The sequence below is a fragment of the Thermoflexus hugenholtzii JAD2 genome (genome assembly GCF_900187885.1).
Taxonomy (GTDB): Bacteria; Chloroflexota; Anaerolineae; order Thermoflexales; family Thermoflexaceae; genus Thermoflexus; species Thermoflexus hugenholtzii.
Window position 1 is genome coordinate 1 of sequence record NZ_FYEK01000061.1, and the last position, 12,545, is coordinate 12,545.

The following is a 12,545-nucleotide window of genomic DNA, read 5'->3' on the forward strand; positions in this document are numbered from 1 at the left end:
CTGCCTTTGGCACCACGCCTCGAAGGCCTGCCGCTGGTGATCTGCTTCCTTCCGGCTGGGTGCGTGCGCCACAGCCCGGAGCATCTGCTGGGTTTTGGGGAGCGGGTCCAGCACGTTGAGGATCTTGTGGTTCCAGCACCGCTGCTTGGCCGTCTCCGGCCAGATGTTCCGCACCGCCCCCCAGATCCCCAGGTGCCCATCCGTGATGACCCGCTGGGGCGCCCGCAACTCCCCGGTCCCGCAGGTCCCACTTCCCCCGGCTCCACGCTCCCCACCCCCTTCCGGCCGTCCACCCACCCTACGATCACTACCAGCACCGCCGCCTTCTCCTTCTCCGGCCCCGCTCGCACATATCCCCCATCCGCCCACAGGTACACCGGCTCCAGATCCTCCAGCCACCTCCTCCGCCACGCCTCCCACTCTGCCTGCCACGGCTCCTTCAGCCGGGCCACCGTGCTCGCGGACAGGGAAGCGTCCTCTCCTAAGTAACCCCCGCAGGGCCAGGTCAAAGTCCCCCTCCGCCAGCCCGTGCAGGTGCAGCTCCGGCAACAGCTCCCCCACCTCCTGGGTTCTCCGGGCAAACAGCGGCAGGATTCGGCTCACAAAGCGCTCCTCCAACCCCCGCACCCGGGGCTGCCGCAACGTCACCGTCCCCAGGGGTGTGGTCAGCTGGCGAGGCTTCCCATACCCGTTCCGGTACCCCGGTAAGGCGCCTACCTCCGCTCGCCGCTGGCACCGAGCCCGCCCCCAAAGCTCCGTCACCTCCGCCGCCAGGACCCATTGGACGAGCTCCTGCATCCGCTCCCGGAGCTACTCGTGGAGGGTCTCCCAGGTAGGAATTGACAACTGCTCCCGGTGCGTGCTGTGCTGCTGCATGGCGGTGTCCTCCCTCCTCAGGCCTGTAGCCCGTGGTTTTCTTCTTAACTAAGGGTACACCGCCCTCGCCTTTTCCACACCCCTCGAGGGTACCTCGCTTCCGGCGGTTCCGCTCCGGATGGGGGTGACTTCAATCGAAGCGGAAACGCCACACGCCGAGGCCGAAGAAGGCCGCCGCGAACGCCGTCAGGGCGCCCACTTTGGGCCATACTTCCTGCAGCCCGTATCCGCGCACCAGCAGATCCTGATAGGCGTCCAGCGCCCAGGCGTGGGGCGTGAGGAGACCGAGCGTCTGAAGCCAGTCCGGCATAACGAAGCGGGGGACGAAGCAGCCACCGAGGGCGGACATGGTCAGCAACAGCAGGACAGTGAGGCCGCCCGCCTGGGCCTCGGTGCGCACGATGGCTGCGACTAACACCCCCAGCCCGGTGGCAGCGGCCGCGGCGGCCAGGCTCACGGCCAGCAGGGCAAGGGGGGAGCGCCCGAGGCTCAGGCCGAACAGCCAGCTGGACGCCCCGAGCATGATGGCGATCTGGATCAGGTTGATGAGGTAATAGGGCAACAGCTTTCCCGTCAGCATCACCGCCCGGCTCATCGGCGCGGCCAGCAGCCGGCGGAAAGTTCCTTCGCGCTTTTCCTGCAGCACCGATCCGGCCAGCAAGCTCACGATCCAGAAAACGCCGTAGATCGTGTAGCCGGGGACGTTTTGCTGGAAGGTGTTTGGAAGTTTCTCCACCCGCATCCCGGGCGGGGCCGTTCGTTCCAGGGCGACCACGGGCTCCTCTCCACCGAGCAGGCCGCCGGACATCGCCTCCTGAGCCCGGGCTTTGAAGGCCTCGCGCTGCTCCGGGGGGACCTGGGGCGCCAGCTGCGTAAAGAGATAATCCAATCCCTTGGGCATCATCGCGGTGTAAGTGCTCCGCTCGATCAGGCCCTGCAGTGTGCCCAGGATGGGCTCGACGAACGGACTGGAGGTCGCCGGGTCTACGATCACCCATATCCGGGTGCGGCGGCGCGGCGTGGCCCCTGGATCCTGGGCCAGGACCTCGGAGAAATCGGGAGGGAAAACCAGGGCCAAGTTGCGCTTTCCTTGGAGGATCAACTTCTCCGCCATCTCCCGGGTCAGGGGCTGGCCTTCCCAGGCTGTTTCCACCTGGAAGGCCTCCATTTCGTCCAGTTGCCGGATGATCGTCGCCGCCTGGGTCCCCATGTCCTGGTTCACGACCAGGATCCGGATGGGGTCTTTGCCGGGCTCAAACAGGCCGCCCAGGGCATAGCTCATCACCACAATGAACATGAAAGGCTGCAGGAAGATCAGCGCCACCGCTCCGGGATCCTTAAAGAAAATCTTAAGATCCTTCCAGGTGAAGGCGAGGATCTGGTTCAACATAGCGCACCCTCTAATCGCGCAGCCGCTTGCCTGTGAGGTGCAGAAAGACGCTCTCCAGGTTGGGCTCCAGCACCTCCAGGGAGAGGATAGGGATATCGCGGGCGTTGCATAGTTGGATCAGCTCCAACAGGGCCGGGCGGGCGGCGCGGGTTTCAATTTTGAGTTGCCTGTCCCGGGAAGAAGCCGCTCGCACATGAGGCAAGGCGCGGACAGCGGACAGCAGATCCTCCATATGTTCCGCTGCTACCTCCATGTGGATGACCCCGCCGCCCAGCAGGCCGATCAGCCCTTTGGGCGTGTCCAGGGCCAGGATGCGTCCCTCGTCCATGATCGCCACCCGGTCGCAGAGCTGCTCCGCCTCCTCCATGTAGTGAGTGGTGTAGAGAATGGTCATCCCCTCCGCCCTCAACCGCTCGATGTGCTCAAAGATGAAATTGCGCGATTGAGGGTCCACCCCCACGGTGGGCTCATCCAAGAGGAGAAGGCGCGGCCCGTGGATGAGGCCGGCGGCGATGTTGAGACGGCGCTTCATCCCACCGGAGAAGGTGCGCACCGTGTCCCCCGCGCGATCGCGCAGCCCCACCAGGTCCAGCACAGTAGTGATGCGTTCCTGGAGGGCTGTCCCCCGCAGGCCGTAGATGCGGCCGAAGAAGGCCAGGTTGTCCCAGGCGCTGAGGGTGGGGTAAAGGGCCAGCTCTTGGGGGACGAAGCCGATGAGCGGTCGGATCCGATCTGCTTCTCGTCGCAGATCATATCCGCAGATGAGGACCTGTCCTTCGTCCGGGGGAAGCAGGGTGGCCAGGATGGAGATCAGCGTCGTCTTTCCGGCCCCGTTCGGCCCCAGCAGGCCGAAGATCTCTCCCTCACGGACGGAGAAGCTCACCCCGTTGAGAACCACCCGATCGCCATATCTCTTGACCAGCCCGTCAACTTTGATCACAGAATTGGGTGTTCGCTTCTCCACGAAGAAATCACCTTACGGAGCGGTGATATCCATGGACCGCGGATGATAGGCACGTTCAGGCCATATTAATAAGCACAACGAGGAGTATCGCTACGATGAAATATAAAACAACCGCCATAATAGATACAGATCCGGTAATGATATACTTTAAAACACTGTTTATATCTGTCCTGAATACTTTAGCGTTGATAATGGCGCCGATTGATCCTATCAATGCCCCAAGCGCCCCACCGATAAAAACAAGAACAATCGGTAAACCGATCCATACCCATTGATACCACTTTAGAGGTTCTACAATGTCGATCAATTTGTCGTCCACGATAAGTTGTGGAACATCTAAACCCAGGAACCGCGGCTTCCATTTAGCAATTACCTGTCTGCCATCGTTACGTTGTAGCAACATTTCGCCGCGTTTACTCCCTTTGGGTGCAGACTGATTGTTAACAAGAAGCTTTGGACTCGACCAAAAACTTATCTTGACCTCAATGTTTTGTCCTTCAAAGCCCTCTAAATTCAATTTGTAGCCCATTTTTACTCCTCCTTAGTGTTGTAAAAGATCCGGGAAGGGGATTGCTATGCCTCCTGTGAAAGGGAGCCTCGCCCCTTACCCAGAACCCGGCCCTTCGCACCATTTCCCTGCCTTCCGGGTAAAGTCCTCTACGAAGGTGGTGGATCCTGTCCTCCTTGCATATATCTCAAAAAGGATGATTTGTCAAGAGCGACCGAATGGAGCTCCTATCCTCTTTTATTGTCCCATCTTGAGGGAGCAAGTGGATGGGATCGGCAGGTAGGTATTGGGCGCAAAAGGGGAGGATATATAGAAGGGAATGGTCGCAACCGGGTGGCTGGGCAGTGGGGCCAAGCTCCGGGTCCCAGAGGATGCGGATGCAGCGGATAAGCCCGGGCGTTCTCATCCGGTCTGTAAGGGTCCCGGGCAGCGCCACAAGGAGGATCGCGATGGCTTGTGAAAGGCCTTCCGGATGACTCCTGAGCAAACCATGGAGGGTCGGGGGCCGGTGCGGTGGATGGTTTTCCCGGCCCCCGTCTTCCGGTTCGTCTGCCGCCGGGCGGGGCGGACATCGAGGGGTCTGCCGCGGGGTTCAGGAGGCGACGGCCGCGGCCTGGCGTTCCATCTCCGCCCGCTGGCGGCGCAGCTCCGCGAGGGTCTTCTCCGTGGCCTCCATCAAGGCCATCAGCTCCTGGCTGGAGCGGTCGAAGGCGCGCCCCAGCACCCGCAGGAACAGGAGGAGGATCCCCAGGCCCCGCTGGACGTCGGGGTCCGCCAGGGCCTTCATCAGGGAGACCGGCCCCACGCGGGGGAGCTCCTTCATCCGCTCCGGCGTCAGCTCCCGGTTGAGCTCCTCCACCAGGCGGCTCATCATCACGGTGATCAGGGTCGGCTCTATCAGCTCCACTACGTGCAGCAAGTAGGCCAGGTTGGCCCCGATCTTCAGCAGCCGCGGATCCATCAGATACGACAGGGAATCCGGGAGCAGCTCTACCGTGTCCTCCAGAAAGGCCAGCGCCCCCGTCTCGTTCATCCGGATCAGGAGCGAGAGGGTTCGCTCCAGCGCCTCCTGAGCCTTCGGATCCTGAAGGATTTGCTCCGTCATGGCCGTGGCCTCCCGGTCGGGTTCAGCTCAGGTAAGTGGCGAACCATATGGATTCGAAGAGCATCTTGATCAAGCGGATCGCTTTGCTGCGGCCCAGCACGCCGCAGGAAGGCGGGCCGGATAGATCCAGGATGCGGGTGAAGTCGCACATGGGCAGCACGGCGTCGTCACCGAAGTCCATGATGCACATGGCGACGGGGGTGAAGCTCTCGCCGATGTAGGCACCCTTGAGCTCGGCCAGGATCTGGTTGGCCACGAACTCCGCCTGGAAGTGGGCGACCACGCCGGCCGCCGGCAGGTTGATGGCCGGGTTGACCATGTCCCCGATGGCGAACACGTCGGGATCCGCCAGACAGCGGAAGGTCTTCGGATCGACGAGGGGGAAGCCGGCGGGGGTGAGGAGGCCCGGGCACATCCCGGCCACGCTGGGCCGATGCGGCGGGACCATGATCAGCAGATCGAAGGGGATCTCCCGGCCGTCCTGCCCGAGGAGCAGCCGCCGCTCCGGGTCGATGGCCTTAGCGTGAAAGTTCCCCTCAAACCGCACGCCCTTGGCGGCCAGGATCTCGGTGATCACCCCGCTGATGGCTGGCCCCATCGCCGAGAGCGGCTGCGGGTGAGGATGGGCCAGGACGATCTCCGATTTGTCCCGCAGCCGGCGGGCGCGGAGGGCGAAATCCAGCTGCCCGGCGATCTCATAAGGCGCGGGGGGACAACGGTAGTAAGGCCCGGAGACGCCGATCACGATGCGTCCCCCCTCGAACCGCTGGATCGCCTCCCGCATCCGGAGGGCCCCTTCGATGGTCCACGGATGGTAAGCCGCCTCGAATCCGGGCATCAGATCCGGCTTCACCTCCGCCCCCAAGGCGACCACCATCAGATCGTAGGAAAGATCCTCGCCGTTCACGCGAACGCGTTTCTCGGGGATGCGGATCTCCCGGACCTCGCCCTGAAGCACCCGGACGCCTTTCTTCTCCAGGTTCTTCAGGGGCCGGCGCACCTGCTCCGGCTCCTTGAAACCCAGGGCCACCCATGGGAAGGAGGGCATGAAGTAGTGATAGGGGCTGCGGTCCACCAGAAGGATCTCGTGGGAGGTCCCACGCAGGCCGCGGGCCAGTTTGTTGGCCACCACCAGGCCGCCGCTGCCACCGCCCAGGATCATGATCCTCGCCATCTGCCACCTCCAACCTGAGGCTGAGGATGAGGAGATCCAGGGTGGATCCCCTCCATCTCATTGGATGCGAGACGCCCGGGCGGGTGACATGGGAGCAGCGCCGCGCGGTTGAATGTTTAGGATAGTGAAAGAGGTGCGGGGCAACTCGCAGGGCCGTCAGGGAGGGCCGGATGGCCACGCGCAGGATCTTCCTGGAAATCCCCGACAAGGTGCTCCTGGCAGGGAAAATGGATGAGGAATCTTTCGCCCGGGAGTTGCGCATGCTGGCAGCCGTGAAGCTCTATGAGATGGGACGCCTGTCCTCCGGGCGAGTCGCAGAGCTGGCCGGGCTGTCCCGGGTGTAATTTTTGTTGAGCCTGGAGCGATATCAGAGTTTAGGCCACCATCGCTGTTGTTCACGAGCTGGAAGAAGGACAGCGGAGAGGCTACGATGTGCATGATCCCCTCAATGATTCATGGTTGCGTGCAAGGGATCCGCAGCAGCCACCCTTTGAACGGTTAGCCCCGGATCTGGGGCCTGAGGAGCTTTCTGTGATTGCTCTGGCTCTGGAGAATCCCGGATGATAGACTTGCCCGGTGGATCGCGCAGGCAGCCGGCCTGGCGGTCTGGGGAACCCTGAGGGTTCTGCTGGAGGCCAAAGCCTGAGGGTGGACCGATCGAATCGGCCCTCTTCTCTACTCCCCCGCTTCGAGGCCCAGGTTGCCGGAGAGCAGGAGGGGGCGATCCTCCTGTTTGGCCTGGCGTTTGAGGGCGGCTAGGTGGCGGATCAGTCGCTCCAGATCCGGCCCCCGGCTCGGATCCACCACGCCGCCGACGATGGAGACCGAGAGCTCCGGGGCGCCAACAGCCTGAGGGAATTTCTCCAGGATCTCCCGGGAGACCGGGCTGAGCACATGGGGGCGGGTGAGGAGGACGAAGTCGTCGCCCCCGATGTGGCCGATGAAGTCCCGGGTGGGATCCCCGTAAGCGGCCATGGTCTCCTGCAACAGCCGGGCGAAGGCTTGCAGCACTCGATCCCCTTCCCGGAACCCATAGCGATCGTTGAAGTCCTTGAAGGCGTTCAGGTCCACATAGGCGATCCCGAAAGGCTCCCCGCTGCGGAACCGTCGCATGATCTCTGCCTCGATCTCCGGGTTCCCGGGGAGCCCGGAAAGGGGATTGGTGGCCCGCTCCCGCCGGGAGCGGCGCAGATGCATCTCCACCCGAGCCAGGAGCTCGGGGATGGCCACGGGCTTGGTGAGATAATCGTCCGCGCCCGCCTGGATCCCTCGCAGCTTGTCCTCGATGCGCCCCAGGGCGGTGAGCATCAGCACGGGGACGGTGCGCAGATGCCAGAGCTCTCTCACCCGGCGGCATACTTCAAAGCCGTCCAGGCCGGGCAGCATCACATCCAGAAGAATGAGGTCCGGCTGCCGGCCTCGGATCCACTCTAGGGCGGCCGGGCCGTCCTCCACGGCTTCTACCTCGTAACCGGCTTTGCGCAGGACGGTGGTGAGCAATTCCCGCAGGGCGGGGTCGTCTTCCACCACCAGGATCTGAGCGGGCTTCTCGGACATCGCGTATGAGCTCCATCCGGGTGACAAGGTTCAGCCCTCGCCAGCGATCTGGGCCTCGGCCAGGCAGGTCTGTGCCTCTTCGAGGAGCGCGCGCCACGGTGCCCAGGCAGGGTCTTGGGAGGCCTCCTGGAGCAGTCGCTCCAGCGCCTCCCGGCCGGGGAAAGACCCAATCACGCCCCAGACGGTGCAGGCCAGGGCGCCGGCCGCGTTACCCAACAGAGCGGCTGCCGCCGGGGAAGCGCCCCGGGCCAGGCCGAGCAGGAAGCCGGCGTCGAAGGCATCCCCGGCGCCGGTGGTATCCAGCACCGGAACCCGGAAGGCGGGCACGGTCTGTTCTTCGCCTGCTCGCCCCAGCAGGCGGCATCCCTGCTCGCCCCGTTTGAGGACGATCCAGCGCAACCGAGGCGCCTCCCGGAAGCCGGACCGGGGATCGAGCCCGAACAGGAGGTCGGCTTCGGCCTCGTTCAACAGCAGGATCTCCACTTCCCGGAGGGCCTCCCGCACCGCCTGGGGAGCCATCCGACAGGCCGGCAGCCCGGGATCCAGGGCGCAATGGAGACCTGCTGTTGCCGCTTCCCTCAGCATGGCCATTGCCGTGTGGAGGAGCGGGCTCTCTTCCAAGAGGGCGTAGCCGGAAAGATGGACGAACCCTGCCGGCGGAAGGGGGAACTCCGGGAGGCGGGCGAGCCGGCTGGCTCCCCGGTGGGAGAGCATCGTTCGCTCCCCTTCCGGCGTCACGAGAACAGTGATCACGGAGGTGGGGGCCTCAGGACACCGCTGGAGGAGCTCGATCTCCACGCCGCTGGCGCGCAGCTCCTCCGCCACCCACTCTCCCAGGGGATCCTGACCGATCGCGCCGATCAGGCGGGCCGGGAGCCCCAGCTGGGCGGCCACCGCGGCGGTGTTGGCTGCGGATCCCCCGGCCCGCAGGATCATCCGGGCAGCGTGCAGATCCTCTCCGGGCTTCGGGAGGCGGGGGAGGGCCAGGTAGAGATCCACCGTGACATCGCCGATGGCCAGCAGCACGCAGCAGGACCCTCCGTTGGGGTTGTGTTGGTCCATTGGCCGAGGCGCGCCGGCGGCCCCGCTTCAGGATGCCGGGGCGTGGCGCGCCCGGGCCCGGGCGAGGGCGCGCGCCACGGCTTCCTCCGGCGAGGAAACCGTCTCCATCGGGACGGTGATCCCCGGCCGGTGCAGCGTCCATGTCCCCAGGCCGATGACCGGGATGCCCCATTTGAGGGCCAGGGCGATCTCGGAGAGGGTGCCGAACTCCCCCCCGATGGCGATCACGGCCTCCGCGGCTCGCACGACCAGGGCGTTGCGCGCCTCGCCCAGCCCGGTGGGCAGGGGGAGACGCACGTAAGGGTTGGCCTCTGCGGGATCGCTCCCGGGGAGGATCCCGACGGTGAGCCCGCCGGCCTCCACGGCGCCCCGGCAGACGGCCTCCATCACCCCGCCGCGGCCGCCGCAGATCACCACCGCGCCGGCCTCGGCTAGCCGGCGGCCCACGGTGTAAGCCCAGGCTTCCTCCTGGGGCGTGGCCTCGCTGCTCCCCACCACCGCGATCCGGAGCGGCCGTTCAACGCTCCAGCCGCTCGACTTCATCGGCGGCCCCCCGGCCCAGCTGCCGTGAACGCACGTAAGCTGCCCAGATGGCGCGGGAGATCACCGTGCGGAAGCCACCCTTCTCCAGGTGATACAGCGCCTCCGCGGTGGTGCCCCCCGGGGAGGTCACCTGGTTGCGCAGCGCCGCCAGGTGCAAACCGGACTGGCGGGCGTAGAGGGCGGAGCCGATGACGGTCTGATACACCAGCTGCTCGGCCACCCGTCGGGAGAACCCCAGATGGACCCCCGCGTCCACCATCGCCTCCATGAAGAGGAATACATACGCCGGCCCGGTCCCGGTCAGGGCGGTGGCCATATCCAGGTAGCGCTCATCGTCCACGTAGACTTCCTCGCCCATCGCCCGCATGAGCAGGATCGCCTGCTCCCGCTGGCGCGGGGTCACCTCTTCCGTGGCCGTCCACACGGTGACCCCCTGGCCGATTTGGGCAGGGGTGTTGGGCATCGCCCGGATGATGGCGGAGACCCCCAGGCCTTCCCGCAGGGTGGCGATGCGCACGCCGGCGGCGATGGAGAAGACGAGGGCCTGCGGGCGGATGTGGCCGCGCAGCTCCGGGAGCACGCGGGGGATCACCTGGGGCTTGACGGAGAGGACCACGATCTCCGCCTCGGCAGCCGCCTCCGGGTTGTGCACGGTGGCGCGCACCCCATAGCGGCTCCGGAGCTCCTGCCCCCGCTCCGGCCGCGGCCCGCTGGCGATGATGTCCTGGGGGTCGATCAGGTTGTCCCGCAACAGCCCGCGGATCATCGCCTCGGCCATCACCCCGCTGCCGATGAAGGCGATCCGCGGCAAACGTCCATCCACCGACATCGTCCCCTCCCTTCCGAGTTCACTCCAGATCCTGCGCCCTCGCTGCTTCTCCGAAGCAAGGCGTTTTCAGGCCCCCGCTTCATGGTTGTTTGTGGAGTATAAGAAGATCCGCCGGCCCTCGCAAGATCGAAGTAGAATTAGGGAAGCGGCCGCTGGCGGATCCCCGGGCCTGGCCGGAGCGGCGGCTTCGGTTATAATTATCCCTTGCGTTGCTTTCCAGCCTTCGCGCGGAGGTTCCGACGAGATGCCCAAGCGGACCTATCAGCCCAAGCGGCGGAAGCGCTTGAAGGTGCACGGGTTCCTGGCCCGCATGCGCACCAAGGGCGGGCGGCGGGTCTTGAAGGCGCGGCGGCTGAAGGGCCGGTGGCGGCTGACCCCGCAATATGAGGGGGCCAAGCGCATCAACTGGAAAGGGAAGTATCGCGGCCCCTCCGGCCGTAAGGATTGATCTCCCCGGTCGCTGTGGCCTCGCTGGTCCGGCTGCGTCACCGCAAAGCCATCGAGCGGGTCCTGCGGGAAGGGCGGTCCTGGTCCACCCCGCTGCTGAAGCTGATCGCCGCCCCGAACGACCTGGGGGTCACCCGGGTGGCGGTCATCGCGGGGCGGCGTGCCCTCGGCAAAGCGGTCCGCCGGAACCGGGCCAAGCGCCTGCTCCGTGAGGCCGCCCGTCTGCATCTCCACGAGATCCGGCCGGGCTGGGATCTGGTGCTCATCGCCCGGCCGGATCTCCCGGAGCGCAAGCGGCAGGATGCGGAGGCAGCGCTATGCGAGGCGCTCCGCCGGCTGGGGCTGCTGGTGGCTTCGCGGGAAGGGCCCGGGGAGAGCTTCCCTAAGGAGACGGAGTGAAGAGATGGGAGGTGGAAAGGATCTCCCGGCGCGGGCGGCGATGGGGTTGATCCGCCTGTATCAGCGGTGGATCTCTCCCTTCCTGCCTCCCAGCTGCCGGTTTTATCCGAGCTGCTCTCAATACACCTATGAGGCCATCGCTCGCTACGGATTGCTCCGGGGAGGATGGCTGGGCCTCAAACGGATCGCCCGTTGCCATCCGCTTCATCCCGGCGGTTACGATCCGGTCCCATAGGGGAGCAGGGGCGCCCGGGGGCGTCGAATGAATTCGACCGGATGAGGCCTTCGGCCAACGGTCGGCCTACGCCGACCGAGGAACGTCGCCCGCGTCGGTGGAGGCCGACGCCTGGCGCGGGGGGCGCCGAATGAATTCGGCCTCCTGGGGCCTTCGGCCGACGGTCGGCCTGCGCCGACCGAGGAACGTTGCTTACGTCGGCGGAGGCCGACGCTCGGCGCGCAAGCGCCTGTAGAGGCCGATTTCAATCGGCACAAAGGTCTTCGGAGCTCCGGTCTTGCATCTCGGCCCGGTCCTCCCAGGACCGGGTTTCCGGAGGTGGCACCGTTGCGGATGTCATTGCGGAACATTCTGAAGGGATTGGGGATGCTGACGGGGGTGGTGCTGGCCGCCTGCAGCGGCGCCCCCCCGAACTGGCCGGGGATGCAGGTGGGGGATCAGACCCTTTACGTTGCGGATCTCGATCACGTGCTGGCAGTGGATCCGCAGTCCGGTCAGGAGCGCTGGCGGTTCCCTCCGAAGGATGGGAACGCGGGCGCCTGCGGCGGGGTTTACCATGCGGCCCCTGCGGTCGTGGCGGAGCGGGTCGTCATCGCCGCGGAGAACCCGGGCACGGGGGAGAGCCGCCTGTGCGGGCTGGATCGGGAGAGCGGAGCCCTGCAATGGGTCTATCCGCCGGCGGAGCAGCCGCCCCTGGGCCCCATCTTCGCCGGCCTGATCTCCGATGGGACGCAGGTCTTCGCAGGCACCGGAGATGGCTGGGTGATCGCCCTGGATCCGGAGACCGGACAACCGCGCTGGCGGACGCGCCTGCCCGAGGCCGGACGGGGGGCCGCGCGGATCTGGTCCACGCCCGTCCTCTCTGGAACGCTTCTGGTGGTGGGGACGATGGATCATCGGCTGCTGGCCCTGGATCGGGAGAGCGGGGTGCTCCGTTGGCCGGCGCCCTTCCAGGCCGGGGGGGCCATCGCGGGCGCCCTGACCCTGGACGGGGAGATCCTCTACGCAGGGGCCTTCGACGATCACCTCTACGCCGTGGATCTGTACAGCGGGCAGGAGCGCTGGCGCTTCCGGGCCAGCCATTGGGTGTGGGATGGGCCCGCAGTGGCGGGCGATCGCCTGATCGTCGGGGATATGAGCGGGAAGGTGTGGGCCCTGGATCGCCAGGGACGTCCCCTCTGGGCTCAGCCCTTCCAGGCCAACGGCCCGGTCCGCGCCCGCCCGCTGGTGGTCGAGGATCGCGTGTATGTGGCCGACGAGGCGGGATGGCTCCATTTGCTGAATCTGGCGGATGGGACGAAGGTGAAATCCGTGAACCTGGCGCCCGGGCGTCTCCTCACCTCGCCGGTGGCGGCGGCGGATCGAATCGTGGTGGCTCCCACCGGCGGTCCGTCCCGCGTGGTGGCTTTTCACCCGGATCTCCGCGAGGCCTGGAAACTGGCTCGCTGAGGGGAGC

12 protein-coding genes and 3 pseudogenes are annotated in these 12,545 nt (G+C 66.0%); 5 read left to right on the plus strand and 10 right to left on the minus strand.

Going from position 1 to position 12,545, the window contains the following annotated elements; all coding sequences use genetic code 11:
• The 6 genes and pseudogenes from CFB18_RS15115 to CFB18_RS12020 form a co-directional block, all read right to left on the minus strand.
• Positions 1–876, minus strand: a pseudogene (locus CFB18_RS15115) (IS256 family transposase); the annotation flags it as partial.
• A gap of 130 nt (positions 877–1,006) precedes the next feature.
• On the minus strand, positions 1,007–2,266 hold the full coding sequence (locus CFB18_RS12005) for an ABC transporter permease (RefSeq protein ID WP_088572043.1): 1,260 nt from the start codon (positions 2,264–2,266) through the stop codon (positions 1,007–1,009).
• 10 nt (positions 2,267–2,276) lie between these two features.
• Entirely contained in the window at positions 2,277–3,206 is a 930-nt protein-coding gene (locus tag CFB18_RS12010) for an ABC transporter ATP-binding protein (RefSeq protein ID WP_088572044.1), read from the minus strand.
• Positions 3,207–3,285: 79 nt separating this feature from the next.
• Positions 3,286–3,759: a hypothetical protein gene (locus CFB18_RS15120; RefSeq protein ID WP_143597610.1), complete on the minus strand. Its 474-nt coding sequence runs from the start codon at positions 3,757–3,759 to the stop codon at positions 3,286–3,288.
• Positions 3,760–4,330: 571 nt separating this feature from the next.
• Positions 4,331–4,843, minus strand: a complete 513-nt coding sequence (locus CFB18_RS12015) for a helical membrane plugin domain-containing protein (protein WP_088572045.1) — start codon at positions 4,841–4,843, stop codon at positions 4,331–4,333.
• Between the two features lie 22 nt (positions 4,844–4,865).
• A complete protein-coding gene (locus CFB18_RS12020) occupies positions 4,866–6,017 on the minus strand; it encodes an NAD(P)/FAD-dependent oxidoreductase (protein WP_088572046.1) in 1,152 nt (383 codons plus the stop codon).
• A gap of 170 nt (positions 6,018–6,187) precedes the next feature.
• Between CFB18_RS12020 and CFB18_RS12025 the strand changes: the two are divergent.
• A pseudogene (locus CFB18_RS12025) lies at positions 6,188–6,358 on the plus strand (UPF0175 family protein); the annotation flags it as partial.
• 334 nt (positions 6,359–6,692) lie between these two features.
• Here CFB18_RS12025 and CFB18_RS12030 read toward each other — a convergent pair.
• The 4 genes from CFB18_RS12030 to proC all read right to left on the minus strand — a co-directional run bounded on the left by CFB18_RS12030 (position 6,693) and on the right by proC (position 10,008).
• Positions 6,693–7,574, minus strand: coding sequence for a GGDEF domain-containing response regulator (locus CFB18_RS12030; protein ID WP_088572048.1), 882 nt, complete (start codon positions 7,572–7,574; stop codon positions 6,693–6,695).
• A gap of 30 nt (positions 7,575–7,604) precedes the next feature.
• Positions 7,605–8,600: a carbohydrate kinase family protein gene (locus CFB18_RS12035; RefSeq protein WP_159461733.1), complete on the minus strand. Its 996-nt coding sequence runs from the start codon at positions 8,598–8,600 to the stop codon at positions 7,605–7,607.
• Between the two features lie 63 nt (positions 8,601–8,663).
• On the minus strand, positions 8,664–9,179 hold the full coding sequence (locus tag CFB18_RS12040; RefSeq protein WP_088572050.1) for a TIGR00725 family protein: 516 nt from the start codon (positions 9,177–9,179) through the stop codon (positions 8,664–8,666).
• Entirely contained in the window at positions 9,154–10,008 is an 855-nt protein-coding gene (gene proC / locus CFB18_RS12045) for a pyrroline-5-carboxylate reductase (RefSeq protein WP_088572051.1), read from the minus strand. Before proC ends, CFB18_RS12040 begins: the two co-directional genes overlap by 26 nt.
• Positions 10,009–10,252: 244 nt before the next feature.
• On the opposite strand from proC, the pseudogene rpmH reads away from it, so the two are divergent.
• The 4 genes and pseudogenes from rpmH to CFB18_RS12065 all read left to right on the plus strand — a co-directional run.
• A pseudogene (gene rpmH / locus CFB18_RS16050) lies at positions 10,253–10,384 on the plus strand (50S ribosomal protein L34); the annotation flags it as partial.
• A gap of 86 nt (positions 10,385–10,470) precedes the next feature.
• Entirely contained in the window at positions 10,471–10,854 is a 384-nt protein-coding gene (gene rnpA, locus CFB18_RS12055; protein WP_088572077.1) for a ribonuclease P protein component, read from the plus strand.
• A 4-nt stretch (positions 10,855–10,858) separates the two neighbouring features.
• Positions 10,859–11,089 carry a membrane protein insertion efficiency factor YidD gene (gene yidD / locus CFB18_RS12060; protein WP_088572053.1) on the plus strand — a complete coding sequence of 77 codons (231 nt, stop codon included), beginning with the start codon at positions 10,859–10,861 and terminating at the stop codon, positions 11,087–11,089.
• A 333-nt stretch (positions 11,090–11,422) separates the two neighbouring features.
• Positions 11,423–12,538, plus strand: a complete 1,116-nt coding sequence (locus CFB18_RS12065) for an outer membrane protein assembly factor BamB family protein (protein ID WP_088572054.1) — start codon at positions 11,423–11,425, stop codon at positions 12,536–12,538.
• Positions 12,539–12,545: the final 7 nt, after the last annotated feature.